The sequence below is a fragment of the Actinosynnema sp. NPDC050436 genome, from assembly GCF_040655415.1.
Lineage (GTDB): Bacteria > Actinomycetota > Actinomycetes > Mycobacteriales > Pseudonocardiaceae > Actinosynnema.
The window spans coordinates 1-26,772 of the sequence record NZ_JBFAJV010000028.1; the positions used below are offsets into that span (position 1 = coordinate 1).

A 26,772-nucleotide genomic window follows, 5' to 3' on the forward strand; every position below is an offset into this window, starting at 1 on the left:
TTTGCCAGGGTGTGCAAGCGAAGGGCGTGCTTGCACACCCTGGCAAAGCGCGGTTCGCTGCGCGCAGGCCACACGGGGAGAACACGACTCTGCGGGGCCTTTGTGAGTGGGTCAGGACTTCTTTGCCACGCCTACGTAGGCGCTGATGTAGGCGTCGGCTGAGTCTTGGTGCCATTCGGAGAGTTGGACCACGCCTGGGTCTACTAGGTCCAAGGTGGTGAAGAATTCGGCGACCTCGTCGCGGGTGCGGAAGGCCAGGGGGCTGTCCGTGCGGCGGTAGATGTCCTGGATTCGTTCTGAATCTTCCAGGCCGTCTTGGTGGATGCCTTCCAGGCTGCCGTGGGAGATGGCCAGGTAGCTGCCGCTGGGGAGGGCTTCCCGGTAGCGGGCCACGGCTTTGTGCGGGTTGTCGCTGTCCGGGACGAAGTGCAGCACCGCGACCATAAGCAGGCCGATCGCGCGGGTGAAGTCCAGCATGTCCTGGACCGCGGGGTTCTCCAGCACGCTGTCCGGGTTGCGCAGGTCGGCCTGGACGGCGGTGGCGTTGGGGTTGTCCACCAGCATGGCCGTGCTGTGGGCGACGGCCACGGGTTCCACGTCGACGTAGACGACTTTCGCGTTCCGGTCGGACTGCTGGGCGATCTCGTGCACGTTGCCGACGGTCGGGATGCCCGAGCCCAGGTCCAGGAACTGGTCGATGCCCTGGGCGAGGAGGTAGCGGACCGCGCGGCGCAGGAAGGAGCGGTTCGCGCGGGAGGCTCCCGCCATGCCGGGGAAGATCTGCTCCACGGACTTCGCGGCTTCGCGGTCCACCGCGAAGTTGTGCGAGCCGCCCAGGAAGTAGTCGTACATGCGGGCTGCGCTCGGGCGGTCCAGGTCCACCGAGGACGGGACCCAGCTGGCCTGCTCCATGTCATCCCTCCGTTGTCGATCGGGTGATCGTTGCGGGGGTGTGGGGTGGGCACAACCTCTGAATGGGCGTTATGGGGGAAGTAGAGGTGATGGGGGTGATGGGGGTGATGGGGGCGGGGGGAGTGGGGTTAGGGGGTGTCCAGGTCGTGTAGTTGTTGTTGGACGCGGGTGGCGTCGTTCAGGCGGTGTTGGTCCTGGTAGCGCTCCAGGGCTTCCTGCCACGCCGCGCGGGCTGCGTCCCGGTCGCCCTCGGCCAGGTGGGCGTGTCCCAGTTTGTCCAGGCTGTCGGTGCCGAAGCTGGTGATGCCGTGCTGCCGGTGCAGTACCAGCGCCTGTCGGTGGTGCTCCACCGCCCCGGGGCGGCCCGCCAGGCGGGTGCTCTCGCCGAGGCTGTCCAGCATCTCCACTTCCCCGAACCGGTCGTCGTCGCGGCGGTGCAGGCCGACGGCGGCTTCGAAGCAGGCGCACGCCTGGTCGTAGTCCCCCGCGCGCAGGTGGCAGCGGCCCAGGACGTGCAGGGCGTACGCCTCCGCGCGCTCCGAGTCCACTTGCCTGCCCAGCCGTCGGCAGTGCTCGGCGTGCTCCCGGGCGCGGTCGTCCTCGCCTGCCAGTTCGTGCCGCCAGGCCAGCAGGAAGTGGACGTGGGCCGCCGCGCCGACGTTGCCGTGGTCGAGCGCGGCTCGCAGCGCAGTGGTCAGGTGGTGTTCCGCTTCGGTGGTCTCCCCGCACCAGTTCAGCGCCGCGCCGAGGAACCCGTGCGCCCACAGCAGCGAGGTCGGGTCGGTCGAGCGGCCGGCGCAGGCGAACGCGGCCCGCCACGCGGCCAGGTTGTCGTCCAGGCGGCCCGTGGCCACCCGCACGACCAGCAGCACCCAGGCGAACTGCCACACCTCCGCTTCCCACCCCCGTTCCGCGGCCACCTGCTCGGCGGCGGCCAGGTTCGGGTACTCGCCGCGGAACCAGTCCAGGGAGCGGCGCACGTCCTTCGGGTGGCTCAGCACGTGGCCGGTGCCCACCACGTCGATGAACGACGTGCTCTCGGTGATCGTCGGGTACAGCGTCCGGGTCCTGACCCGCGCGATGCGCAGGTAGGCGTCCACCACGCGGCGCAGTGCGGCCTCGCGTTCGGCTTCGGTGAGGTCGTGGGCGGCGCGGGTGGCGGCGTAGCGGCGGATCAGGTCGTGCATCCGCCACCGGCCCGGGGTGTCCTCGACCAGCAGCGACGCCTGGGCCAGGCGGCGCAGGGCCAGGTGGGCGTCGGGCGCGGGCAGGGCCACCAGGCCCGCTGCGGCGTCGATGCCGATGTCCGGGCCCGGTGCGGTCCCGAGCAGGGCGAACACCTTCCGCTCCCGTTCCGGCAGGGCGCGCAGCGACCAGGACAGCACGGTGGGGAGGCTGGCGGCCGGGTCGTCGCTGTCCAGCACGTCGAGCCGGGTGGCCTCGTCGCGCAGTTCGGCCGCCAGTGCCGACAGCGGCAGGTGGGGGTGGGTGCGGGCGCGTCCGGCGATGATCGCCAGGGCCAGCGGGAAGCCGCCGCAGACGTCGAGCAGGTGGTCCACGGCGTCAGGCTCGGACTGGACCCGGCCGAGCGTGAGCCGGGTGGTGAGCAGGCGGTGCGCCTCGGTGTCGGCGAGCACGCCCAGGTTCACGTAGTGCGCGTCGTGCGCGGTGACCAGGCTGTCCAGGCGTCGGCGGCTGGTCACCACCACCGTGCAGCCCGCCTCGCCGGGCAGCAGCGGGGCGACCTGCTCGACGGTCGCGGCGTTGTCCAGCACGACGAGCAGCCGCTTCCCGGCCACCAGGCTGCGGTAGAGGGCGGCCCTGGTGCGCAGGTCCGCCGGGACCCGGCCCGGGTCGACGCCCAGCCCGTCGAGGAATCCGCGCAGCGCCTCCGTCGACGGCAGCGGCTCGCCGGTGGGCGAGAATCCGCACAGGTCCACGAACAGTTGGCCGTCGGGGAAGCGCTCGGCGTGGCGGTGCGCCCAGTGCAGCGCGAGCCAGGTCTTGCCGATCCCGCCGGCCCCGCCGATCGCCGAGATCAGCACGGTGCCCGCCGCGCCGGGGCCGCCCAGGGCGTGGTCGATCCGGGCCGCCTCGTCGTCGCGCCCGACGAACGGCGCGGGTGCGGCGGGCAGTTGGCGGGGCACCGCGCCCCGGTCGTCGGCAGGGCGGTCCAGCACGGTCGGCGCGTGCGGGTAGGGGTGGTCGGGCAGCGCGACCCACGCGGTGTCCCGGACCTCCTTCACCCGCACCTCGACCGGCCGGAACGTGGCCGCGTCGAGCACCGCCGAGTGGCGCACCACCTCGTCGAACACCCAGCCGGACACGACCAGGGCGAGCGTGCCCGGCGAGTCGGCGAGCGCCTGCTTGAGCGGGGCGGCGTCGACCAGCCGGAAGGCCGTGGTGAGCGAGGTCGACGTGACGCCGTGGGCGTCGAAGGCGACCTCGCCCGCGTGCACGGCGAGCCGGAGGCGGAACCGCTGCTCGGGCGGCCCGGTTGCGTTGTGCTCCCGCAAGGCCGCCACCAGCGCGGCCGGCAGCACCTCGACCAGCGGTGTCTTGGGCACCTCGGGCGGCACGAGCACGAAGAGGCCGTCGCCCCGGTCCTCCCGGTGGCAGCCGGCCCACGGCACGCCGGCCGCCCGCAGCGCGCGTTCGACCACCCGGTAGAGGGCCGCGCGGGTGCCGAGCTGGTGCGGCAGGGTCCGCCGCCGGTCGCCGAAGCCCTCCACGTCGACCACCACGATCGTCCGGTGCACCGCCGAGCCCACCGCGTCACCGGGCCGGGGTGGCGAGGTCTGCCGTCACGTCGAGCATCGTGCCCGTGCCGGACCGCCGACCGCAGCACGTGCCCGCCGGCAGCACCCGATCGCTGCAACTTCCACCGAACCCGCAGTTCCGGGTTGTGCTCGCTCAGGGCGAACGCTTGCGGGAAACAACCGGCTGCTCACGATGGTTGAGCCAGGCAGACTCAACTTTGGAGGATCATCATGGGTGAGACGCTGGCACTGCCGGTCCTGCCGCTGGACGACGCGGTCGTGCTCCCCGGCATGGTCGTGCCGATCCGGCTCACCGGCTCGGACGCCACCGCCGAGGCGCGTGCCGCGGTCGAGGCGGCGTCGGCGGGGGACGGCCCGGCCCGGGTGCTGCTGGTGCCCCGGCTGGACGGCAAGTACGCCAAGGTCGGCACGCTGGCCGTGGTCGAGCAAGTGGGCCGGCTGTCCGGGGGCGAGCGGGCGGCGGTCGTGCGCGGGACCGAGCGGGTCCGCCTGGGCACCGGCACCACCGGGCCCGGCGCGGCGCTGTGGGTGGAGGCGACGGTCGTCGACGAGACGCCCGCCGACGACCGGGCGCGCGAGCTGGCCCGCGACTACCGGGCCATGGTCACCACAATCCTCCAGCAGCGCGGCGCGTGGCAGGTGGTCGACTCGGTGCAGCAGGTGGACGAGCCGTCCGCGCTCGCGGACCTCGCCGGGTACGCCCCCTACCTCACCGACGCGCAGAAGGTGTGGCTGCTGGAGACCGGCGACGTGGCGCAGCGGCTGGAGAAGCTGCTGGAGTGGGGCCGCGAGCACCTGACCGAGCTGGACGTCGCCGAGACCATCCGCAAGGACGTCAAGGAGGGCGTCGAGAAGCAGCAGCGGGAGTTCCTGCTGCGCCAACAGCTCGCCGCGATCCGCAAGGAGCTGGCCGAGCTGGACGGCAAGCCCGCCACCGAGGAGCAGGACTACCGGGCCCGGGTCGAGGGAGCGGACCTGCCGGAGACCGTGCGCAAGGCGGCCCTGGCCGAGGTCGACAAGCTGGAGCGGACCTCCGACCAGTCGCCCGAGACCGGGTGGATCCGGACCTGGCTGGACACCGTGCTGGAGCTGCCCTGGAACTCGCGGACCGAGGACTCCTACGACATCGCGGGCGCGCGGGCCGTGCTCGACGCCGACCACGCGGGCCTGGACGACGTCAAGGAGCGCATCACCGAGTACCTCGCGGTGCGCCGCCGGCGGGCCGACCGGGGCATGGGCGTGGTCGGCGGGCGGCGCTCCGGCGCGGTGCTCGCGCTGGTCGGGCCGCCCGGTGTCGGCAAGACCTCGCTGGGCGAGTCGGTCGCGCGGGCGATGGGGCGGGAGTTCGTCCGGGTCGCGCTGGGCGGGGTCCGGGACGAGGCCGAGATCCGGGGCCACCGCCGCACCTACGTCGGCGCGCTGCCCGGCCGGATCGTCCGGGCCATCACCGAGGCCGGCTCGATGAACCCCGTGGTGCTGCTCGACGAGATCGACAAGGTCGGCGCGGACTACCGGGGCGACCCGACGGCCGCGCTGCTCGAAGTCCTCGACCCGGCGCAGAACCACACCTTCCGGGACCACTACCTGGAGGTCGAGCTGGACCTGTCCGACGTGGTGTTCCTGGCCACGGCGAACGTGCTGGAGTCCATCCCCGGCCCGCTGCTGGACCGGATGGAGCTGGTGCGGCTCGACGGCTACACCGAGGACGAGAAGGTCACCATCGCGCGCGACCACCTGCTGCCGCGCCAGGTCGAGCGGGCCGGCCTGACCGGCGACGACGTGACCGTGACCGAGGGCGCGCTGCGCAAGCTCGCGGGCGAGTACACCCGCGAGGCCGGGGTCCGGCAGCTCGAACGGTCGCTCGCGCGCGTGCTGCGCAAGGTGACCGCCCGGGTCGCGCTGGACGAGGCCGCGCTGCCGGTCGCGGTGGACGTGCCCGACCTGCGGGGCTACCTGGGCTCGCCGAAGTTCACGCCGGAGTCGGCGGAGCGGACGGCCGTGCCGGGCGTGGCGACCGGGCTCGCGGTGACCGGCGCGGGCGGTGACGTGCTGTTCGTGGAGGCATCGCTGGCCTCGCGGGGCACCGGCGCGGCGGGCGTCGCGCTGACCGGCCAGCTCGGCGAGGTGATGAAGGAGTCGGCCCAGATCGCGCTGTCCTACCTGCGCTCGCACGACAGCCGGGCGGAGGAGCTGGCCGACCGGGGCGTGCACCTCCACGTGCCGGCGGGCGCGGTGCCGAAGGACGGGCCGTCGGCGGGCGTGACGATGACGACGGCGCTGGCGTCGCTGCTGTCCGGGCGCCCGGTCCGGTCGGACGTGGCGATGACCGGAGAGGTGTCGCTGACCGGGCGGGTGCTGCCGATCGGCGGGGTGAAGCAGAAGCTGCTCGCCGCGCACCGGGCCGGCATCACCACCGTGCTCCTGCCGCAGCGCAACGAACCCGACCTGGACGACGTGCCGGCGGAGGTGCTGGGGGCGTTGACCGTGCACCTGGTGGGTGACGTGCGCGAGGTGCTGGAACTCGCGCTGGAGCCGGCCGAGGTGACGGCGGCGGCGTGACCGCGACCGGCGGACCGGGGCTGCCCGGTCCGCCGAGCCCGTGGTTCAGCGCAGGTTGCACAGCTCCAGCGGGCCGCCCTCGGGCGTCCGGCACGGCAGGTAGCCCGCGTCCTTCATGCGGATGCGGGCGTCGTCGTGCTCGCGGACGTACTTGATGAACCTGGCCTGCAACGAGTCCTCCGGCGGCTGCGCCCTGGTGTAGAGGTACTCGACGGTCCAGAACTGGTACCCCGTGTCCACGCCCGAGACCGAGTCGAACACCTTGCCGTCCAACGACAGCGCGGTCAGCTTGTCGGTCTTGCGGGCTTCGGCGACCGACGGCGCGTCGGCGTACCCGATGGCCCCCTCCACGGCCGCGATCTCGTGCACGACATCGCTGTTCTTGTCGCGCTCGCACCGGATCACCCGCGCTTGCGGGTCCCGGTCCGGGGAACGGCAGTCGTTGGAGGACAGCGCGCCCTCCGACGTGCCCAGCACGCGCCGCTCGAACAGCTCGCGGGTGCCGGACTCGCTGCCCCGGCCCACGATCCGGATCGGCAGCGGGTCGCCACCGCGCAGCTCCCGCCAGTCGGTGTACTTGCCGGAGTAGACGCCGCGCAGCTGCTCCAGGGTCAGCGCGTCCAGGCCGACCGAGTCGTGCACCACCACGTGGTACACCACGATCGCCGCCTGCTGCGCGACCACGTCCCGGGTCTCCTGCCGGCCGTCCGACAGCGCCACCAGCGCCTTGCCCGGGTCGGCCGAGGCGACCGCGCGGACGCCGGCGATGCTGCCGGTGGCCTCGGTCACGACCGCCGCACCGGGGCACGCCCGCGCGTACTGCTCGGCGATCCGGGCCATGGTCGGCATGAACACGCTGGACCCCTCGACCCGCAGCGACCCGGTGCCGCACGCCACGGTCGGGTCCCGGCCGTCCGGCGGCAGCGCCAGGGTCAGCACCAGCACGCCCGCCAGGATCGCGGCCAGGCCGCCGGTCAGCCTCGGCAGGGTGAGGAACCGCTCCTGCTTCTCGTCGTGCAGCACGCCGGCGCTGCCGAGGCTGCCCGAGACCTTGACCTCCTTGCCCAGCTCGCCGGTGCGGTTGCCCTCCGGCTCGCGCAGCACCACCAGCAGCTTGAACTTCTGCTTGCGGCGCAGCACCAGGCCGTCCAGGCGCACCCCGTGCCAGACCGGCTCGGACACGACCGGCGGGCGGTCCGGTGCGGTGCGGAACAGGCGGCCCACGGTCAGCGCCACCCGCTCCCGCACGGTGGTCAGCGGCGCGCGGACCTGGCCCTCCTCCCGGCCGAAGAACTGGAGGCTGCGCCGCACCTCGGCGCGCAGCTCCTCGCTGCCCGCCTCGGAGACCCGGGCGTTCCACACCACCCGGCTGCCGAAGGTGAACGTCAGCGGCTTGTCGAAGTCGTCGCGGTCGATGTCGTAGGTGCCGGAGTTGCGCACCCGGATGACGACGATCGACATCCGGTCCAGCACCCGCACCAGCTCGCGGAGCTGGGGCGCGTGCGCGTCGGTCCCGTCGTGGAGCTGCTCGGGACCGAGGCCGATCTTGGAGTTGTACAGCACGCGGAACCCGACCCGCTTGCGGCGCACGAAGAGCCGGTCGATGACCGGGGTTGCGAACAGCAACGCGATCGCGAGCGCCACCGGGCCGGGACCACCGAGGAAGTCCAGCGCGGACCGCAGCATCTGCACACCGGATTCTGGGCTCGCCCACGGCCCCTCCACCCCGCTGCGACCCCGAGGTTCACCGGGACTTCATGCCCCGGACAGGTCGCTACGGCCGGGTGGTGGGCAGGAAGTCCTCCAACGGGACCGGCGTCAGGCCGTCCTGCTTGCAGCGCTCCAGGAACGCGACGAAGTCCTCCACGAACGTCTGGCGGAAGTGCATCAGCACGATGTCACCCGCGTTGAGCCTGCTGCCCGCCTGGAACTGCACGACGCCGTCGTTCACCGCCGCCGTCCACATGACCAGCGCGGAGAACCCGCAGTCGGTGGCCGCGCGCCGGGTGGTGCCGTCGTAGTTGCCGAACGGCGGCCGGAACAGCGTGGGCCGCACGCCCAACTGCCCCTGGAGGTAGTCGGCGTTGCCGCAGATCTCCTGCTTCTGGAACTCGTAGCCCTTGCCCTGGAGGTCGGGGTGGGTCGCGGTGTGCGCGTGCACCTTGGCGCCGGCTCCGTCCTGGAGGGCCTGGAAGAACGGCGGCCCGTCCTGGACGTGCTTGGTGTTGAGGAACAGCGACGGCCGCACGTTCGACGAGCGCATCAGCTCCAGGGCCGCCGGGTGCCGGACCGCGCCGTCGTCGATGGTGATGAACACGTACGGCTTGTCCGTCTCGATCCGCCGCACCACCGGCAGCAGCCCGTCGGGCGCGGTCGGCACCTTCCCCTGCGCCGTGCCGAACTCGTACGGGTGGCGGAACACCGGCACGGTGACGCCGCCCGGACCGGGCACCGCCGTGGGCGGTGTGGTGGTGGTCACGGTCGTCGTGGTCGTGGTGGTGCTCGCGGGCGCGGCCGGCTGCGCCACCGGCTCCGCGCCGCACGACACCGTGACGACGGCGAGGGCGGCGGCCACCGCCACCCCGATTCTGCGCATGACTGGAGATCCCCCCGTGGGCCCGGCACCCTGCGGAGCCAGGGTGCCTCACGCCCATTTTGGGGCGTGCGCCGGGTTCGGGGGGTTGCCCGGTGATGAATCTGCAACGGAGTTCACCCGACGGTAGGGTCCGGTCGACCCGATTGTGGAGGATTCCGATGAGCCTTGAGCGCCCGGTCGCTCCCGACCCCTACTCGCTGCTGCCCGCCGTGGCGGCGTTCGACGTGACGTCCACCGACGTGCGCGACGGCGAGACCCTGCCCGACGCGCACGTGCAGGCGGCCGGCGACACCTCGCCGCAGCTGTCCTGGTCGGGCTTCCCGGACGGCACCAAGAGCTTCGTGGTCACCTGCTTCGACCCGGACGCGCCGACCCCGTCCGGCTTCTGGCACTGGGTCGCGGTGAACCTGCCCGCGTCGACCACCTCGCTGGACACCGGGGCGGGTGCGTCCGACGACACCCTGCCCGCCGGCGCCTTCCACGTCCGCAACGACTACGGCACCCGGTCGTTCGGCGGTGCCGCGCCGCCGCCCGGCGACCCGGCGCACCGGTACGCCTTCGTGGTGCACGCGGTCGACGTGGACCGGTTGGACGTGACGCCGGACGCGTCGCCCGCCGTCGTCTCGTTCAACCTGGCCTTCCACACGCTGGCCCGCGCGATCATCACCCCGACCTACGCGAGCTGAGCCGGGAATGAGCGGCCCGCGTCCGGGGTTCGACCAGGGTGTGAGGCACTTCGACCTGGTCATCATCGGCTCCGGCTCCGGCAACTCGATCGCCGACGAGCGATTCGCGGGGTGGGACATCGCGATCGTCGAGAAGGGCGTGTTCGGCGGCACCTGCCTGAACGTCGGGTGCATCCCCACCAAGATGTTCGTGCACACGGCGGACGTGGCCGCGACACCGGCGGCGGGCGCGCGCCTGGGCGTGGACGCGACGCTGGACGGCGTCCGGTGGACCGACGTGCGCGACCGGGTCTTCGGCCGCATCGACCCCATCTCGGAGGGCGGCCGGCGCTGGCGGGCCGAGGGCAACCCGAACACCACCGTGTACGCGGGCACCGCCCGGTTCGTCGGTCCCAAGACCCTCGACACCGGCACCGGCGAGGTGATCACCGCCGACCGGTTCGTGCTGGCGGCGGGCTCCCGCCCGGTGCTGCCGGACGTCGCGGACCTGGCGACGACCGGCTACCACACGTCGGACACGGTCATGCGGCTCGACGCGCTGCCCCGCCGGCTGACCATCCTCGGCAGCGGGTTCGTCGCGGCCGAGTTCGCCCACGTGTTCTCGTCGTTCGGCGTCGAGGTGACCGTGGTGGGCCGCTCGGACCTGCTGCTGCGCCACGAGGACCACGACGTCGCCGCGCGCTTCACGGCCATCGCCACCGACAAGTGGGACGTGCGCCTGGGCCGCAAGGCGGTGCGCGCCGAACGCGTCGGCGGCGAGGTGCGGCTGCACCTGGAGGGCCCGGACGGGGCCGAGGTGGTGGTGTCGGACGACCTGCTCGTCGCGGTCGGCCGCACGCCCAACTCCGACCTGCTGGACCTGGCGGCGGCGGGCGTCGACGTGCACCCGGACGGCCGGGTCGTGGTCGACGAGTTCCAGCGGACCACCGCCGACGGCGTGTACGCGCTGGGCGACATCAGTTCCGAGCACCAGCTCAAGCACGTGGCCAACCACGAGGCGCGGGTCGTCCAGCACAACCTGCTGCACCCCGACGCGCCGATCGCGGCGGACCACCGGTTCGTGCCGTCGGCGGTCTTCTCGTCGCCGCAGATCGCCTCGGTCGGGCTGACCGAGGAGCAGGCGGTGGCGCGCGGCGTCCGGTACGTGGCGGCGCGGCAGGACTACGCCGCGATCGCCTACGGCTGGGCGATGGAGGACACCACCGGGTTCGCCAAGGTGCTGGCCGACCCGGCGACCGGGCTCATCCTCGGTGCGCACGTCATCGGGCCGCAGGCGTCGAGCGTGATCCAGCCGCTGGTCCAGGCGATGAGCTTCGGCCAGGACGCGAAGTCCGTGGCGCGCGGCCAGTACTGGATCCACCCGGCCATGCCCGAGGTCGTGGAGAACGCGCTGCTCAACCTCGACCTGGACTGACCCGCCCCCACCCCGCCCGGTCTACTCGGGCGGGGTGAGGCGGAGGTCCGGGTCGAGCGGCGGTTCGCCGTCGAAGCGGGTGGAGCCGATCGCGCCCAGGGCGTCGAGCACCAGCGCGATGTCGGTCGCGTGCGGGTCCGCGCCGGCCGGGCGCGCGTCGAACCAGCTCTTCAGGTCGTCCGGGATCGGGAACTCCTCGGCCAGGTCCTTATACAGCTCGCCGCGCCGCCGCGCCTGCTCGCCGAGTTGCTGGTACTCGCGCATCGCCAGCCGCACCCGGATCCAGCGGTAGCGGTCGGTGGCGGCCCCGTCGTCGGCGGTGAAGCGGGTGCGCAGCAGTTCGCCCGCCGCCCGGCCGCGCTCGGCCAGCGCCACGATCGTCTCCGGGCGCATGAACAGGTTCGTGCCGCCCTCGTGGTCGGCGAGCCGGACGTGCGCGATCCGGCCCCGGTAGCCGGGCAGCGCGGACTGCATGGTGTCCCGCCAGTCCATCATCGTGTTCAGGATCGACGCCGCGAACCGGCCCACCCCGCCGAGGTCGGCCCACGGCCGGCCGGAGGTGCCCGCGTCCTGCTCGGGCAGCCACACCGGGGGCGCGTCCGGTTCCGGGAACGGGCCGAGGGTGAGGCCGAACGTCGGCCAGCGCGGCAGCAGCACGTCGAAGAAGTGGATCGGGAAGTTGCTGGTGATCCCGCCGTCGGAGAACCAGTGCAGCCTCGGCTCCGGCTCGGCCCGGCACAGCGGCACGGCCGCGATCAGGCCGGGCAGCGGCATGCTCATCCGCACGGCGAGGGCGACGGGCAGGTCGGCGGGCAGGTCGTGCAGCGCCTCGTCGGGGTGCAACGGGCACCGGTGCCCGGTCGCGGAACCGCCCACCGCGCGCACCACCCGCTGCGGGAGGACGTGCTCCAGGCACGGGACGCAGTACAGCCACGCGGCGGCCGGCTCGCTGAACGGCAGCCGGTACGGACGGCCCTCGGACAGGTCCGTGGTCATCAGCACCAGGTTCGAGGTGAGGTGGCTGAACCTGAGGTCGGTGACGCCGGACAGCTCGTCGAGCTTGGCGGAGAACCAGTCGGCGATCGGCGGCACCCCGGTGGACCGGGGCACCCCGCACCGCCGGTCCCAGAAGTTCGCCCGGAACGACCCGGTGCCCGGCACCAGTCCGAAGTGGACCTTCTGCGCCATCCGGTCCAGGAACCGCTTCGCGCCCAGCAGGTAGGTGACGGCCACCGCGCTGGTGAGGGCGAACCCCAGCACCACCCACCACAGCACGGCGACCGCCAGCGACGCGAGGTCCGCCGCGCTCCACGACATGGCGAACGGGATCGGGACCAGCGGGACCACCAGCAGCAGCGCCGTGCCCGCCCGCCGCACCCACGCCGACCACCCGGACGTCGCGGACCTCCGCCGGGGCCGCACCCGCACCAGCACCGCCGGCACCGCGACCGCCACCACCACGACCACGCCGACCAGCACCCACGTCGGCGTACCGCCCCAGCCGGCCGCCAGGAACCACGCGGTCGGGCCGACCAGCCACAGCAGCACGGCCAGCGCGAGCCCGACGCGCGCCCGGAAGCCGATCGCCCCGAGCAGGGCGAGCACCAGGCACGTCGTCGCGCTGCGCCCGGTGGTGTCCCGGGACTGCATGGACGCCGCGACGATCCGGTAGAGCTTGCGGGTCGCCTCGCTCGGCTGGAAGAGCTGCGCCATCCGCCAGCCCGGTGCGGCGAACCACCCGACGGTCTCGGCGAGCCGCTCGAACCCGCCCCGCTCGCGCCCCTTCTCGGCGGCGGCGGTGAAGGCCGCCGCGATCGCCCCGGCCGAGGCCCCGCCCAACGACCGGAACCGGTAGTGCCGGGCCAGCTCGACCACCGCCCACGGGTACACCACGCCGCTCGTGGTCCCACCCCGCATGGTCACGTCGCAGTAGCGGTTGAACTCTTCCCGTTCGTCGGCCTGCTCGTCGGCCATGGGCGACCTCCCTCGCGCCGGACCATCATCACCTCCGGCGAGGCCGCGCGCGTTAGGCCGATCGACTGCTCCCCGCCGACCTCACCCGGTGCCGAACAGGCCGTTGGCCCGCGCGATCCCGGCGACCTCCTCCGGCGTGCCGGACATGATCGTGCGGACGTTCGCGGTCACCAGTTCGATCGGCCAGTCCCACCACGCGGCCCGCAGCAGCAGGTCCACGCCCTCGTCGGAGAAGCGCCGCTTCACCGGCCGACCGGGGTTGCCGCCGACCACGGTGTAAGGCGGCACGTCGGACGTGACGACCGCGCCGGTGGCGATGATCGCGCCGTCGCCGATGCGCACGCCCGGCATGACGAGCGCGTTGTAGCCGAACCAGACGTCGTTGCCGACGACCGTGTCGCCGCGTGTCTCCATGCCCGTCATGAGGTCGAGCGTGCGCTCGGCCCACTCGCCGCCGAAGATGGTGAACGGGAACGTGGAGACGCCCGTGGTCAGGTGGTTCGCGCCGGCCATGATGAACCGCGTGCCGGTGGCCAGGGCGCAGAAGCGGCCGATGACCAGCTTCTCCCGGCCGTACCCGTAGAGCACGTTGCGGGTGGCGAACTCGGTGGGGTGATCGGGGTCGTCGTAGTAGGTGTAGTCACCGACCTCGACGGTCGGCGACCCCTCCAGCAGCGGTTTGAGCAGCACCACCCGGGGGTGCTCGGCCATGGGGTGCAGGACGTTCGGGTCGGGCGTCACAACCACTCCTATCGGGACTCGTGTCCCCCGACCCTTTCACGCCCCGACCGGGCACCCGTGAGTGCGCGGTGTCCGGGGCGCGCTTGGCGGCCGGTGATCGGCGTCGGATCAGCCGGCCGGTGGTGGGGCAGCGGCGGTGAGCACCAGCACGCCGGCTTCCGGGGCTTCGGTCGGGCGCAGCAGCGCGAACCGCCACGGCCGCCCGTCCACGGTCGCCTCCGTCGCCTGGAACTCGCGCACCGCGCGGCAGTCCCACCACGGCGCGAGGTCGTCGCGCAGCTCGGGCAGCACCCGCAGCAGCTCCGCGAACCGGGGATCGTCCGGGTTCCGGTCGGCTTGCGCGCGGAACTGTCGGAAGACGTTGCGCGCCAACTTCCCAGTCCGGTGTGCGGGCCCGCCAGGTCGGGTCCGTGAGCGCGAGCACGAGGTTGCGGTCCGGTAGCGCCAGTGCCGCGAACCCGTCGTTGGCCGCTACCACGTCGAACCGGCGGTCCACCGCCGCAGCCGGTGCGGCCAGCCCGTCCACCAGGGGCCGCAGCACGTCCGGGTGCGGGTCGGGGTCCTCCGGTCGCAGTCCGGCCAGCGCCAGCACGTGCCGGTGCGCGTCCGCGTCCAGCCGCAGCGCCCGCGACACCGCGTCGAGCACCTGCCGGGACGTGTCCACCCGGCCCTGCTCCAGCCACGTGTACCAGGCCAGCCCGACCCCGGACAGCGCCGCGACCTCCTCGCGCCGCAGCCCCGGCGTCCGCCGCCGCCCGCCCTCGGCCAGCCCCACGTCCGCCGGGCCGAGCAGCGCCCGGTGCGCCCGCAGGAACCGCCCCAACTCGTGCCTGGTCGACATGGGCCCGAGCCTATTACCGCCGGTCACCGCATGAATTGCTGTCTCGTCGGCTGGACCGGACCCCGGCAGCATCGTGGGCATGGCACTGTGGCGACGCGACCCGGACTCCTCCGACCGCACCGAACCCCGGGTGTACATCAGGGCTTTCACCCCGCCCGGCACGCTTGAGCAGACCGTCGGCTTCTACGAGCGGCTGCTCGGCGTCGAAGCCGACCTGCGCACCCCGTACCCGGAGAAGGGGCTGTCCCTGGCGACCGTGGGCGCGTTCCTGATCATCGAGGGCGAGGAGGAGGTCACCGGACCGTTCCGCGCCACCCACGGCACCCTGCTCGTGGACGACGTCACCGGCTACCTGCACCGGCTGGAGGCCGGGGGCGCGGTGATCACCGACCCGCCGGTCGACGTCCCGACCGGCGTCGGCTTCACCGCGCGCCACCCGGACGGGACGGTGGTCGAGTACGTCCACCACCGCCCGCAGCCCCACGAGCGCTAGACGCGGTCCAGGAACTCGTCCACCTCGGCGAGCGCGCGCTCCCGCACCGGGCCCGCCGACAGGAACAGGTCGTGCATCCCGTTGTCCACCTGCACCACGGTGACGTCACGGCCGATCTTCGGGGCCCACCGCTGCATGTGCTCGACGTCGAGCACGGTGTCGGCGGTCATCGCCTCGGGCGACCACCGCTTGGCGTGCAGGAGGCTGCGGTTGGAGCGCAGCAGCAGCACCGGCACCCGCACGTCCAGCCCCCGGTGCAGTTGCGCCTGGGCCCGGCGCACCGCGCGCAGCCACCCCGCCAGCACCGGGAACGCCTCGATCGGCTTCCACGTCGTGTCGAAGGCCCACTCCCCGTGGTGGTCGGCGTGGATGCTCTCGCCGTACACCGGGCCCAGGCCCTTCTTCAGCACCAGGCGCGGCGCGACCCGGCCGAGGCCCCGGATGAACGCGGTGCCGACCGTGCGGGTGATCCACGGCTCGGCCAGGTCCAGCCACGGGCTGTTGAGCACCAGGGCATCCAGCACGTCGTCGGCGCGGCGCTCGTGCGCCCACAGCGACGTGATCAGCCCGCCGGTGGAGTGGCCCATCACCACCAGCCGCCCGTGGTGGTCCTCCTCGCGGATCACCCGGACCGCCGCGTCGACCTCCTCGAAGTGGTCGGTCAGGTCCGCCACGTAGTTCGCGGGCCCGCCCGGCTTGAGCGACCGGCCGTAGGCGCGCAGGTCGATCGCGTAGAAGTCGAAGCCGCGCGCGGTGAAGTGCTCGGCGACGTGGGCCTGGAAGAAGTAGTCGGCGAAGCCGTGGACGTAGAGCACGGCACCCCTGGTCGCCGGCCGCGCGCGGCGGCGCACCAGCGTCGCGGCCACGTCGCCGCCGCCCAGCGGTAGCGTCCTGGTCTCGTAGTCGGTACCGAGCACGTCAGCGGTCACCCCGCCAGTGTGCACGCCGATTGCGCCTTTCGGGGAGATGCCGGTCGCGGGTCGTGGCAGTCTGGAAGGCATGAGCGAGGAGATCGAGCGGTCGACGGCGCGCGTTCGGTTCCCGGGCATCAGCCCGCGGGCCTACGAACACCCCGTCGACAGGGGGGCGTTGGCGGTCTTGCGCGCGGTTCCGGGGATCGGGCCCGTGTTGCAGGCGGTGGCGGGTGCGTTCACCGAGAGGGGTGAACGGCTCATGTACGTGGCGTCCGCGATCCGCGTGGGGCCGAAGCAGTTCCCGGACCTGGACCGGATCCGGTTGGAAGCGGCGGCGACGCTGGACCTGGACCCGGCGCCGGAGCTGTTCGTGCAGCGCGACCCGCAGGTGTACGCGCGCACGCTGGGCATCGACAAGCCGTTCATCGTCGTGTCGACGGGCCTGCTGGAGCTGCTGGACAACGACAGCCGGCGGTTCGTGATCGGCCACGAGATGGGCCACGTGCTGTCCGGGCACGCGCTGTACCAGACCATCCTGTACCGGCTGATGGAGTTGCAGCACGGGCTGGGCTGGATGCCGGCGGGGTTCTGGGCGGTGCGCGCGGTGATCGCGGCGCTGCTGGAGTGGTACCGCAAGACCGAGCTGAGCTGCGACCGGGCCGGGCTGCTGGTCTGCCAGGACCCGGCGGCGGCGCTGCGGGTGCACGTGGCGCTGGCCGGCGGGATGGACCTGTCCCAGGTGGACACCGCCGAGTTCCTCAAGCAGGCCAAGGAGTACGAGCAGGTCGAGGACGTCCGGGACAGCCTGCTCAAGCTGATCAAGACCTGGCGCAGCACGCACCCGATGGCCGTCGTGCGGGCCGCCGAGCTCCAGCGGTGGGCGGCGGGCGAGCAGTACCGGGAGATCCTCACCGGCACCTACCCCCGGCGCGACGACGACCAGCCCACCTCGACCTTCACCGAGGACATCAAGTCGGCGGCGAAGTCGTACCGCGACTCCGCGCAGCGCTCGGAGGACCCGCTGGTGAAGGTGCTCAACGAGGTCGGCGACGTGCTGGTCGGCGCGGCGGACAAGGTCAGGTCCAAGTTCAACGGCCAGTAGGCCGAACGTGTGAACCGGTCGGCATTGGGCCGAACGGAGCATGGATGTCGTACGTCCGGGCTAGCCTCTGATCAGTTGCTCTGATCGGAGGAGGGGCTGTGCGGGCGGTTCTGGTGGCGCTGGTGTTGGCGTTGGTGGGCGGCGGCGCGGCGAGCGCCGACCCCAGGGTGGTGGGTGGCTCGCGGGTGTCGATCGGCGACTTCCCGTGGGTCGTCTACCTGGCGGATTCGAGCGGGAAGCAGTTCTGCGGGGGGACGCTGGTCGCCCCGGCGAAAGTGCTGACCGCCGCGCACTGCACGACGGGGCTCGCGCCCCGGATCGCCACGGTGGTCGTGGGCCGGGAGGACCGCAACGACGCCCGCTCGGGCGAGGCGCTGCCGGTGGCGCGGGTCTGGACGCACCCGGAGTACCGGTCGGCGGACCAGGGCAGCGACGTGGCGGTGGTGACGCTGGCCCGCGCCACGTCCGCGACCCCGTTGCCGCTGGCCGACGACCCGGCGCTGTACGAGGCGGGCACGCCGGCGACGGCGCTGGGCTGGGGCCGCACCTCGGAGCAGGGCGCGACGTCGCGGTACCTGCTGGGCGTGGCGGTGCCGGTGGTGTCGAGCGAGTCGTGCGCGACCGCGTACGGGCTGTTCAAGCCGGAGTCGATGGTGTGCGCCGGCGTGCCGGAGGGCGGCAGGGACACCTGCCAGGGCGATTCCGGCGGCCCGCTCGCGGCCGGCGGGAAGCTGATCGGCGTCACGTCATGGGGCGAGGGCTGCGCGCGCAGGGGCAAGCCCGGCGTCTACGCGAAGGTGATGACCTACCGCAAGGTGATCGAGGAGCAGATCAACGCGACCGGGTGACGTCGGCGGAATGACGATGGGGCGGCCCGCCGCTTGCTCTCGGCGGGCCGCCCCCTCCCGGCTCGATCGGGTGAACCGGCGGTGTTCCGCCGGTCTCCGGCATCAGACGACCAGGCCCACCGACATGGTCAGGAACACGGCGGCGCAGACGGCGTCCAGGGCCGTGGTCACGCCCGGCCGGCGCAGCCGGCGTCCCATGCTGCTCGCCGCGAGCACGATCATCAGCTCCCACAGCGCCGCCAGGCCCAGGAAGACGACCGCGAGCAGGGTCAACTGCGCGGCGGGGCTGCCGGTGCCGATGAACTGCGGCAGGAACGCCAGGCTGAACAGCAGCATCTTCGGGTTGGTGATGTTGGTCAGGAACCCGCGCCGGAACGGCCGGTCGGCGGCGACCTCGCCGCCCTCGTCACCGGCCGCGTCCCGGCGCAGCAGCCCGCGCGCGATGCTCAGCGCCAGGTACAGCAGGTACCCCGCGCCGACCCACTTCAGCGCGGTCAGCACCGCCGGGTAGCGCGCGATCACCACGCCGAGGCCGGAGATGACCAGCCCGACCTGCACGGCCGCCGCCGTGTGGATGCCGGCCAGCGCCCACAGCCCGGCGCGGGTGCCGGCGCGCATGGAGGTCCGGAGCAGGAGGAAGGCGTCCACGCCGGGCGTCAGCACGACCACCGCGCAGGCGATCAGGAACGTCGGTAGCTGGGTGAAGTCCAGGTGCATTGGTTTCCCTCCCTCGGTGACCGGACAGATGAGCGTGATCTGCCTCACGAGCCGTAAAATTCACGGCGCTACACGATCCTAACAACAAGATTTCCGGATTTGATACCACCCTGACCCGTCCGCTACGGTTCGTGGTCAATCGGACGCAGGCGGTGAGACGTCCGCCGACCGCAGTAAGGAAGTACTCCATGCGCCTGAGCGCACTGGTCCTGACCGCGCTGCTGCTGAGCGCGCTGCCCGCCCAGGCCGTGGTCGGCGGCCGGGACGCCCCGGACACCTCGTGGGTCGTCGCGCTGTTCGACGCGCGCGGCAACTTCTTCTGCGGCGGCGTGCTCGTCAGCGACCGCAAGGTGCTCACCGCCGGCCACTGCACGATCGAGCACACCGCGCTGCTGGACCGCGACCGGCGGCCCGCCGACCTCCGCGTGGCCGTCGGCCGGCGCGACCTCGACACCCGGGCCGGCCGGCTGGTCGCGGTCCGGGAGGTTCGCCGGCACGCGGCGTTCCGGACCGTCGAGGAGGGCGACGACGTGGCCGCCCTGACCCTCGCCGAGCCGGTGCCGTTCCAGCCGATCGGCGTCGGCCGGGCCCGCGCGGGCGACCGGGCGACCGTGCTGGGCTGGGGCCGCACCGCCGAGGGCGCACCGCCGAGCCGGGTGCTGCGCCAGGTGGACCTGCCGGTGCTGGCGGATGCCGAGTGCGCGAAAGCCGTCAACGGTTACCGCGCCGAGTCGATGCTGTGCGCCGGCTACCCCGAGGGCGGCAAGGACGCCTGCGAGGGCGACTCCGGCGGGCCGCTCGTCGTGGACGGACTGCTGGTAGGGGTCGTTTCCTACGGTCACGGCTGCGCGCGGGCGGGCGCACCGGGCGTCTACACGAGGGTGAGCCACTACCTCGGCGAAATCTGAGACTGTGGTACCAACGCGGTGTGCGCTCGCATCCCTACCCGGCCACGCTGCGCCGCAAGTGGTCCGCGGACCTGACCTCCGCGCAGCTGTACGCCCTGCTCAAACTGCGTGGCGAGGTCTTCGTGGTCGAGCAGTCCTGCCCCTACCCGGAGCTGGACGGCCGCGACCTCGAACCTGATACCAGGCACTTCTGGCTGGAGTCGGACGGCTCCCCGGAGCCCCGGGCCTGCCTGCGGCTGCTGGAGGAACCCGACGGCACGTTCCGCATCGGCCGGGTCTGCACGGCGCGCGCCGCGCGCGGGCGCGGCTACAGCCGGCGGCTGGTGGAGGCCGCGCTGGTCGAGGTCGGCCGGCGGGTGTGCGTGCTGGACGCGCAGACCTACGTGGCCGACTTCTACGCCTCGTTCGGGTTCATGCCGGTGGGCGCGGAGTTCATCGAGGACGGGATACCGCACCTGCGGATGCGCCGGTCTCGCTGATCACCCGCACCGCGCGCTCGACGTCGGCGTCGGTCAGGTCGGCCCGCGCGGTCAGCCGCAGCCGGGAGACCTGGTCGGGCACCGACGGCGGCCGGAAGCACCCGACCCGCACGCCCCGCGCCCGGCACGCCTCGGCCCAGCCGAGCGCCGCCTCGGGCGAGGGGGCCTGGAGCGACACCACGGCGGCGGTCGGGCTGCTCACCCGCAGGCCCTGGTCGCGCAGCCGGAAGGCCAGGTCCTGCGCCACGTCCAGCGCGCGCGCCGCCCGGTCGGGCTCCTCGCGCAGCACCTTGAGCGCGGCCAGCGCCGCCGCCGCGCTGCCCGGCGCGAGACCGGTGTCGAAGGTGAACGGCCGCGCGGTGTCCACCAGGTGCTTGACCACCCGGCTCGGGCCGAGCACCGCGCCGCCCTGCGCGCCCAGCGACTTGGACAGCGTCACCGTGGTCACCACGTCCGGTGCCTTGGCCAGCCCCGCGGCGTGCACCGCGCCCCGGCCGCCGTCGCCGAGCACGCCCAGGCCGTGCGCGTCGTCCACGACCAGCGCCGACCCGTGCTCCCGGCACACCGAGGCGAGTTCGCCCAGCGGGGCCAGGTCGCCGTCCACGGAGAACACCGAGTCGGTGACGACCAGCGCCCGCCGCTTGCCCCGGGTGGCCAGCGCGTGCGCGACCTGCGCCACGTCGCAGTGCCCCGCCACGACCACGTCCGCCTTGGACAGCCGGGTGCCGTCGATCAGCGACGCGTGGATGTGCTGGTCGGCCACGATCGCGGTGCCCGGCCCGGACAGCGCGGTGAGCGCGCCCAGGTTCGCCAGGTAGCCGGAGGAGAACACCAGCGCGGACTGCGCGCCGCAGAAGTTGGCCAGCTCGTACTCCAGCTCGGTGTGCAGCTCGGTCGAGCCGGTGACCAGCCGGGAGCCGGTGGAACCGGCGCCCCAGCGCAGGGTGGCGGCTGCCGCCGCGCCCATCACCCGCTTGTCGCGGGCGAGGCCGAGGTAGTCGTTGGACGCCAGGTCCAGGTCGGTCGAGTCGGCCGGGCGGGGGCGCACCCGGCGGGCCAGGCCGGCTTTCGCGCGGGCTTCCGCGCGGGTGTCGATCCAGTCGAACACCGACTCCGGTCCGGTCGCCGCCCCTGTGCTCACGCTCACGCCGGCAGTGTCGCATCCGGCGGATAGCGTCCCGGCGTGGACCTCTTCCAGCTCGGTTCCGACGACCTGCGGGCGCTGCGCGCGACCGCGCCGGTGCACCGGGATCCGGCCACCGGGTTGTGGCTGGTCAGCCGGTACGACGACGTGCGGGCGGTGCTGGCCGACCCGAAGCGCTTCCACCCGGACAACGCGCTCACCGCCGTCACCGCCGTGCCGCGCCCGGTGCTGCGGGTGCTGGCCCGCGCGGGCTTCTCGCTGCCGCCGACGCTGGCCAACAACGGCACCGGCACCCACGCCGGGCTGCGCCGGCTCGTCGCCCGGTTCCTCACCCCGGACCGGGTGCGCGCGATGGGGCCCCGGATCGCCGAACTGGCCCGGGAACGGCTCGACCGGCTGACGGGCCCGGTCGCCGACCTGCACGCCGCGCTGGCCCGCGACCTGCCGGCGGTCGTGCTGCTGGAGGTGATGGGGATCGACGGGGTGGACGTCGGGCTGCTGAAGCGGTGGAGCACGGCGTCGCTGGAGCTGTTCTGGGGCACCCCGTCGCCGGAGCGCCAGCACGAGCTGGCCGGGCCGACCGCCGAGTTCCACCGGTGGCTGACCGGGCGCCTCCGGGCGGCCCGGGGCGACGACCTGTTCGGCGCGCTGCGGGACGTGCCGGTCCGGGAGGCCGCCGGCCTGTGCTACTTCCTGCTGATCGCCGGCCAGGAGACCACCACCCAGCTCCTCGGCGCGCTGTTCGACGCGGTGCTGCGGCAGGACGGCCTGTGGTCGCGGCTGGCCGAGCCGGGGACGGCGGGGTGGGTGGTGGAGGAGGTGCTGCGCCGCGACCCGCCGGTCAGCACGTGGCGGCGGGTCGCGGCCGAGCCGGTGACGATCTCCGGCGTGGACGTCCCGGCGGGCGCGCAGTTGCTGCTGATGCTCGCGGGCAGCGGCTCGGACCCGGAGGTGTTCGCCGAGCCGGAGCGGCTGTGCCCGGCCCGGCCGAACGCGCGCAAGCACCTCGCCTTCGGGTACGGCCGGCACTTCTGCCTGGGCGCGGGGCTGGCCAGGCTGGAGGCGGAGGTGGTGCTGCGGGAGACCCGCGAGCGCTTCCCGGACCTGCGCCTGGCCTCCGCCGAGCCGCCGCCGATGCTGGGGCTGCTGTCGTTCCGCGCGCCGCTCAGCGTGCGGGTCGAGCTGGGCGGTGCCGGCCGGGTGGCCGCTCCGGGCGCGGGGCTCGTGGGCTCGCCGACGAGAGGGTGATCACGTCCGCCGGGGCCCTCGGCGGCCCGGTTCCCCGGTGCCCGCGCCCCGGGAACCCGTAGTGGTCGCGCCGGGTCCGTGACCGGTCCGGGGACGCGACTGCGCAGGTCAGGTCCCCGGCGAGGGCCGGTCGACCGGGTCCCGTGCACCGCCCCGGAGCGCGGGTCCGCCGTCCGACCAGGTCCGATCGGGTGTGACGGCGCTCGCCCGGCCGGAGCCCGCCGGGGGCTTGGAGCCGGTCGGCCGAAGTGCGACGATGCCGGGGCTGTAGGGGTGCGCGAGGAAGCCGGTGCGAATCCGGCGCGGTCCCGCCACTGTGACCGGGCGCGTGGATCCGGGAGTCAGGAACTCGGCCCCGATCTCACGAGACCGGACACGGGCGTGGACACCCGAGGAAGGACACCGCCGCATGGGCGCGCGTTTCCCCTTTTCCGCCGTCGTCGGCCACGACGACCTCCGCACGGCGCTGCTGCTCAACGCCGTGCACCCCGGTATCGGCGGCGTGCTCGTCCGAGGTGAGAAGGGGACCGCGAAGTCGACCGTGGTCCGCGCCTTGGCCGCGCTGCTGCCCGCCCTGGACGTCGTCGCGGCCTGCCGCTTCGGCTGCGACCCGGCGGCGGTCGCCGACTGCCCGGACGGCCCGCACGACGGCGGTCCGGCCGAACGCCGCACCGCGCGCCTGGTGGAGCTGCCGGTCGGCGCGACCGAGGACCGGCTGATCGGCTCGCTGGACCTGGAGCGCGCGCTGACCGAGGGCGTGCGGGCCTACCAGCCCGGCCTGCTGGCCGCCGCGCACCGGGGCGTGCTCTACGTGGACGAGGTCAACCTCCTGCACGACCACCTGGTGGACCTGCTGCTCGACGCCGCCGCGATGGGCCGCGCGCACGTCGAGCGCGAAGGCGTGTCCGTGTCGCACGCCGCGTCGTTCCTCCTGGTCGGGACCATGAACCCGGAGGAGGGCGAGCTGCGGCCCCAGTTGCTGGACCGCTTCGGCCTCACGGTGTCCGTGCGGGCGGCGCGGGACGTGGCCACCCGGACCGAGGTGATCCGCCGCCGGCTGGCCTACGAGGCGGACCCCGGCGGCTTCGCGGCACGCTGGGCCGACGAGGACGCCGCGCTGGCCGACCGGATCGTGGCGGCCCGCGACCGGCTGCCCGCCGTCGTGCTGCCCGACGCCGAGGTGCGCCGGATCGCCGGCATCTGCGCCGCGTTCGAGGTCGACGGGATGCGCGCGGACCTGGTGGTCGCCCGGACGGCCGTCGCGCACGCCGCGTGGCGCGGGGTGGCCGAGGTCGCGGAGCAGGACGTGGAGGCCGCCGTCCGGCTGGCGCTGCCGCACCGCAAGCGCCGCGACCCGTTCGACGAGCCCGGCCTGGAGGAGCAGCAGCTCGAAGACGCGATGCGGCAGGGCGCCGAGCACGCCGCCGACGACCCCGACGACAGCCCGGACGACCCCGACAGCCCGGATGACCCGGACGACGACCCGGACGGCCCGGACGGCGGGCTGCCGCCGGACACCGCCGAACCGCCCGCCGAGTCCACTCCGGACGGTCCGCCGCAGCGGCCGGGCGGCTCGTCCGGCGACCGCCCGCACACGCCCGCGCCGTCGTTCAAGGCCCGGCTGCTCCAGGTGCCCGGCGTCGGCGAGGGTGCGCCCGGCAGGCGCTCCCGCGCCCGCGCCCGGACCGGGCGGGTGGTCCGGGCGTCCACTGTGGACGGATCGGGGCTGCACCTGGTGGGCACGCTCGGCGCGGCGGCCCCGTTCCAGGCCGCCCGGGGCCGCAGCGGGCCCGGCCTGGTGCTGCGCGGCACCGACCTGCGACGAGCGGTCCGGGAGGGCAAGGAGGGCAACCTGGTGCTGTTCGTGGTCGACGCCTCCGGCTCGATGGCCGCGCGGCAGCGCATGTCGGCGGTCAGCGGCGCGGTGATCTCCCTGCTGCGCGACGCCTACCAGCGCCGGGACAAGGTCGGCGTGATCACCTTCCGGGGCGCCGGCGCGGAGACCGCCCTGCCTCCGACCACCTCGGTGGACGCGGCGGCGGCCCGGCTCCGGCAGTTGCGCACCGGCGGGCGCACCCCGCTCGCCGACGGCCTGCTGCGCGCCCGCCGGGTGCTGGAGTCCGAACGGGTCCGCGACCCGCGCCGCCGCCCGCTGCTGGTGCTGCTGACGGACGGCCGCGCCACCGCCACCGGCTCCGGCGGCGACCCGCTGCGCGACGCCCTGCGCGCGGCCGGCCTGCTGGCCGCCGACGAGGTGGCCTCAGTGGTCGTGGACTGCGAGTCCGGTCACGTCCGGCTCGGCCTCGCCGGCCGGGTCGCCGGGGCGCTGGGCGCGGTGTGCCTGCGCCTGGAAGAACTGTCCGCCGACCAGGTCGCCGGCGTCGTGCGCGCCGTGCGGGCCGCTTAGGAGACCGCCGTGCCCCAAGGACAGCCGTCCGTCGTCCCGGTCGACGGGCTCACCACCCGGCAGCGCCGCAACCGGCCGCTGACCATCCTGCACACCGGCGAGATGAAGGGTAAGTCGACGGCCGCCTTCGGGCTCGCCCTGCGCGGGTGGAACCAGGGCTGGTCCATCGGCGTGTTCCAGTTCGTCAAGTCGGCCAGGTGGAAGGTCGGCGAGGAGACCGCCTTCCGCGCCCTGGGCCGGCTGCACGAGCAGACCGGCGAGGGCGGGCCGGTCGAGTGGCACAAGATGGGCGAGGGCTGGTCCTGGTCCCGCAAGGCGGGCACCGAGGACCACGCCGCCGCCGCGCTGGAGGGCTGGCGCGAGATCGCCCGCCGGCTCGCCGCCGGGCAGCACGGCGTGTACGTGCTCGACGAGTTCACCTACCCGCTGCACTGGGGCTGGGTCGACGTGGACGAGGTGGTCGCCGCCCTGCGCGACCGCCCCGGCCACCAGCACGTGGTGATCACCGGCCGGTACGCGCCGCAGGCCCTGGTCGACGCCGCCGACCTGGTCGTGGAGATGACCAAGGTCAAGCACCCCATGGACGCGGGGCAGAAGGGCCAGAAGGGGATCGAGTGGTGAACCGCCTGGTGGTCGCCGCGCCCGCCTCGGGCAGCGGCAAGACCACCGTGGCCACCGGCCTGATGGCGGCGCTGCGCCGCGCGGGGGACCGGGTGGCCCCCTTCAAGGTCGGGCCGGATTACATCGACCCCGGCTACCACGGGCTGGCCACCGGCCGGCCGGGCCGCAACCTGGACCCGGTCATGGTCGGCGAGCACCGGGTCGCGTCGCTGTTCGCGCACGGCGCGCGCGGCTGCGACCTGGCCGTGGTCGAAGGCGTGATGGGCCTGTTCGACGGCCGGGTCGACACCGAGGGCGTCGGCTCCACCGCGCACGTGGCGAAGCTGCTGTCCGCGCCCGTGCTGTTCGTGGTGGACGCGCGCGGCCAGAGCCGCAGCCTGGCCGCCCTGCTGCACGGGTTCCGGGGCTACGACCCGACCGTGCGGCTGGGCGGCGTGGTGCTCAACCAGGTCGGCTCCGAGCGGCACGAGCACGTGCTGCGCGGCGCGTGCGCCGAAGTCGGGCTGGAGGTGCTGGGCGTGCTGCCGCGCGACGACAGGTTCCGGCTGCCGTCCCGCCACCTCGGCCTGGTCACCGCCGCCGAGCACGGGCAGGCCGCGTTGGACGCCGTGGACGCGATCGCCTCGGCCGTCGCCGAGCACGTCGACCTCGACGCGGTGCGCCGGCTCGCCGCACAGGTGCCCGCCCTGGCCGTGCCCGCCTGGGACCCGGCCGCCGAGGTCGAGCCGGTCGGCGGCGCACCGGTGGTCGCGGTCGCGGGCGGCGCGGCGTTCACCTTCGGCTACGCCGAGCACGTCGAGCTGCTGCGCGCGGCCGGCGCGGACGTCGTGGTGGTGGACCCGCTGCGCGACCCGGGCCTCCCCGACGGCACGGCCGGCCTGGTGCTGCCCGGCGGGTTCCCCGAGCAGCACGCCCACGAGCTGTCCGCCAACACCGGCCTGCGCGCCGCCGTCGCCGCGTTCGCGCGGACCGGCCCGGTGCACGCCGAGTGCGGCGGCCTGCTGTACCTGGCGCGGGAGCTGGACGGCGTGCCGATGTGCGGCGTGCTCGACGCGGTCGGCTCGATGACGCCCAAGCTCACGCTGGGCTACCGCGACGCCGTCGCGCCGGCCGACTCCGTGCTGGCCGTGGCCGGCACCCGGATCACCGGGCACGAGTTCCACCGGACGGCGCTCAGCCCGCCCTGCGGCGGCCCCGGCGGCGCCCGCCCGGCCTGGCAGTGGCGCGGCCACGACCAGCGGCCCGTCGCCGAGGGTTTCGTGCTCGACCGCGTGCACGCGTCGTACCTGCACACCCACCCGGCGTCCGCGCCGGGAGCGGTGGCCCGCTTCGCGCGGGCGTGCGCGGGCACGTCCGCGCGGCACGAGGCCACTCGATAGTGGTTCACT

Annotated in this window: 21 protein-coding genes, 1 pseudogene and 1 riboswitch; of the genes and pseudogenes, 12 read left to right on the forward strand and 10 right to left on the reverse strand. The window is 74.0% G+C overall.

Annotation, left to right across the window (positions count from 1 at the left end):
* Positions 1 to 111: 111 nt before the first annotated feature.
* Entirely contained in the window at positions 112 to 912 is an 801-nt protein-coding gene (locus AB0I60_RS36365) for an SAM-dependent methyltransferase (protein ID WP_360738522.1), read from the reverse strand.
* A 128-nt stretch (positions 913 to 1,040) separates the two neighbouring features.
* The gene (locus AB0I60_RS36370) at positions 1,041 to 3,683 is read right to left on the reverse strand and encodes a tetratricopeptide repeat protein (protein WP_360738525.1); all 2,643 of its coding nucleotides are present in this window, start codon (positions 3,681 to 3,683) and stop codon (positions 1,041 to 1,043) included.
* A gap of 219 nt (positions 3,684 to 3,902) precedes the next feature.
* On the opposite strand from AB0I60_RS36370, the gene lon reads away from it, so the two are divergent.
* Positions 3,903 to 6,251: an endopeptidase La gene (gene lon, locus AB0I60_RS36375; RefSeq protein ID WP_360738527.1), complete on the forward strand. Its 2,349-nt coding sequence runs from the start codon at positions 3,903 to 3,905 to the stop codon at positions 6,249 to 6,251.
* Positions 6,252 to 6,296: 45 nt separating this feature from the next.
* Here the strand turns inward: lon and AB0I60_RS36380 are convergent, their stop codons facing one another.
* Positions 6,297 to 7,937 (reverse strand): substrate-binding domain-containing protein, encoded by a 1,641-nt coding sequence (locus AB0I60_RS36380; RefSeq protein ID WP_360738627.1) that lies wholly within the window; start codon positions 7,935 to 7,937, stop codon positions 6,297 to 6,299.
* Positions 7,938 to 8,025: 88 nt separating this feature from the next.
* Positions 8,026 to 8,847: a polysaccharide deacetylase family protein gene (locus AB0I60_RS36385; RefSeq protein WP_360738530.1), complete on the reverse strand. Its 822-nt coding sequence runs from the start codon at positions 8,845 to 8,847 to the stop codon at positions 8,026 to 8,028.
* Positions 8,848 to 9,005: 158 nt separating this feature from the next.
* Here AB0I60_RS36385 and AB0I60_RS36390 point away from each other — a divergent pair, with 158 nt between their 5' ends.
* Together AB0I60_RS36390 and AB0I60_RS36395 are read left to right on the forward strand one after the other, a co-directional pair.
* Positions 9,006 to 9,533 (forward strand): YbhB/YbcL family Raf kinase inhibitor-like protein, encoded by a 528-nt coding sequence (locus tag AB0I60_RS36390; protein WP_360738532.1) that lies wholly within the window; start codon positions 9,006 to 9,008, stop codon positions 9,531 to 9,533.
* Between the two features lie 40 nt (positions 9,534 to 9,573).
* Entirely contained in the window at positions 9,574 to 10,947 is a 1,374-nt protein-coding gene (locus AB0I60_RS36395) for a mycothione reductase (protein WP_360738534.1), read from the forward strand.
* A gap of 21 nt (positions 10,948 to 10,968) precedes the next feature.
* Here the strand turns inward: AB0I60_RS36395 and AB0I60_RS36400 are convergent, their stop codons facing one another.
* From AB0I60_RS36400 to AB0I60_RS36410, 3 genes and pseudogenes are all read right to left on the reverse strand, one after another.
* On the reverse strand, positions 10,969 to 12,921 hold the full coding sequence (locus AB0I60_RS36400) for a patatin (RefSeq protein WP_360738537.1): 1,953 nt from the start codon (positions 12,919 to 12,921) through the stop codon (positions 10,969 to 10,971).
* Between the two features lie 81 nt (positions 12,922 to 13,002).
* Positions 13,003 to 13,662: a CatB-related O-acetyltransferase gene (locus AB0I60_RS36405; protein ID WP_360738540.1), complete on the reverse strand. Its 660-nt coding sequence runs from the start codon at positions 13,660 to 13,662 to the stop codon at positions 13,003 to 13,005.
* 108 nt (positions 13,663 to 13,770) lie between these two features.
* A pseudogene (locus tag AB0I60_RS36410) lies at positions 13,771 to 14,641 on the reverse strand (helix-turn-helix domain-containing protein).
* Here AB0I60_RS36410 and AB0I60_RS36415 point away from each other — a divergent pair.
* Positions 14,583 to 14,996: a VOC family protein gene (locus AB0I60_RS36415; RefSeq protein ID WP_360738543.1), complete on the forward strand. Its 414-nt coding sequence runs from the start codon at positions 14,583 to 14,585 to the stop codon at positions 14,994 to 14,996. The pseudogene AB0I60_RS36410 and the gene AB0I60_RS36415 sit on opposite strands and share 59 nt — an antisense overlap.
* On the opposite strand, the gene AB0I60_RS36420 is transcribed toward AB0I60_RS36415, so the two are convergent.
* The gene (locus AB0I60_RS36420) at positions 14,993 to 15,925 is read right to left on the reverse strand and encodes an alpha/beta hydrolase (protein ID WP_360738545.1); all 933 of its coding nucleotides are present in this window, start codon (positions 15,923 to 15,925) and stop codon (positions 14,993 to 14,995) included. The two genes, AB0I60_RS36415 and AB0I60_RS36420, sit on opposite strands and share 4 nt — an antisense overlap.
* Positions 15,926 to 15,995: 70 nt before the next feature.
* Between AB0I60_RS36420 and AB0I60_RS36425 the strand changes: the two genes are divergently transcribed.
* Positions 15,996 to 17,012: a M48 family metallopeptidase gene (locus AB0I60_RS36425; protein WP_360738548.1), complete on the forward strand. Its 1,017-nt coding sequence runs from the start codon at positions 15,996 to 15,998 to the stop codon at positions 17,010 to 17,012.
* Between the two features lie 98 nt (positions 17,013 to 17,110).
* Positions 17,111 to 17,860, forward strand: a complete 750-nt coding sequence (locus AB0I60_RS36430; RefSeq protein ID WP_360738550.1) for a serine protease — start codon at positions 17,111 to 17,113, stop codon at positions 17,858 to 17,860.
* Positions 17,861 to 17,962: 102 nt separating this feature from the next.
* On the opposite strand, the gene AB0I60_RS36435 is transcribed toward AB0I60_RS36430, so the two are convergent.
* Entirely contained in the window at positions 17,963 to 18,577 is a 615-nt protein-coding gene (locus AB0I60_RS36435) for a LysE family translocator (RefSeq protein ID WP_360738552.1), read from the reverse strand.
* A 188-nt stretch (positions 18,578 to 18,765) separates the two neighbouring features.
* Here AB0I60_RS36435 and AB0I60_RS36440 point away from each other — a divergent pair, with 188 nt between their 5' ends.
* Both AB0I60_RS36440 and AB0I60_RS36445 read left to right on the forward strand, forming a co-directional pair.
* Positions 18,766 to 19,485 carry a serine protease gene (locus AB0I60_RS36440; RefSeq protein WP_360738555.1) on the forward strand — a complete coding sequence of 240 codons (720 nt, stop codon included), beginning with the start codon at positions 18,766 to 18,768 and terminating at the stop codon, positions 19,483 to 19,485.
* A 20-nt stretch (positions 19,486 to 19,505) separates the two neighbouring features.
* Positions 19,506 to 19,964 carry a GNAT family N-acetyltransferase gene (locus AB0I60_RS36445; protein ID WP_360738558.1) on the forward strand — a complete coding sequence of 153 codons (459 nt, stop codon included), beginning with the start codon at positions 19,506 to 19,508 and terminating at the stop codon, positions 19,962 to 19,964.
* Here AB0I60_RS36445 and AB0I60_RS36450 read toward each other — a convergent pair.
* Positions 19,918 to 21,105 carry an 8-amino-7-oxononanoate synthase gene (locus AB0I60_RS36450; RefSeq protein ID WP_360738629.1) on the reverse strand — a complete coding sequence of 396 codons (1,188 nt, stop codon included), beginning with the start codon at positions 21,103 to 21,105 and terminating at the stop codon, positions 19,918 to 19,920. The genes AB0I60_RS36445 and AB0I60_RS36450 overlap by 47 nt on opposite strands.
* Before the next feature lie 42 nt (positions 21,106 to 21,147).
* On the opposite strand from AB0I60_RS36450, the gene AB0I60_RS36455 reads away from it, so the two are divergent.
* The 4 genes from AB0I60_RS36455 to AB0I60_RS36470 all read left to right on the forward strand — a co-directional run bounded on the left by AB0I60_RS36455 (position 21,148) and on the right by AB0I60_RS36470 (position 26,763).
* Positions 21,148 to 22,356 (forward strand): cytochrome P450, encoded by a 1,209-nt coding sequence (locus AB0I60_RS36455; RefSeq protein WP_360738561.1) that lies wholly within the window; start codon positions 21,148 to 21,150, stop codon positions 22,354 to 22,356.
* 245 nt (positions 22,357 to 22,601) lie between these two features.
* Positions 22,602 to 22,729: riboswitch (cobalamin riboswitch) on the forward strand.
* 36 nt (positions 22,730 to 22,765) lie between these two features.
* Positions 22,766 to 24,763 (forward strand): putative cobaltochelatase, encoded by a 1,998-nt coding sequence (locus tag AB0I60_RS36460; RefSeq protein WP_360738563.1) that lies wholly within the window; start codon positions 22,766 to 22,768, stop codon positions 24,761 to 24,763.
* A 9-nt stretch (positions 24,764 to 24,772) separates the two neighbouring features.
* Positions 24,773 to 25,384: a cob(I)yrinic acid a,c-diamide adenosyltransferase gene (cobO, locus tag AB0I60_RS36465; protein ID WP_360738565.1), complete on the forward strand. Its 612-nt coding sequence runs from the start codon at positions 24,773 to 24,775 to the stop codon at positions 25,382 to 25,384.
* Positions 25,381 to 26,763, forward strand: a complete 1,383-nt coding sequence (locus tag AB0I60_RS36470) for a cobyrinate a,c-diamide synthase (protein ID WP_360738567.1) — start codon at positions 25,381 to 25,383, stop codon at positions 26,761 to 26,763. Before cobO ends, AB0I60_RS36470 begins: the two co-directional genes overlap by 4 nt.
* Positions 26,764 to 26,772 lie beyond the last annotated feature (9 nt).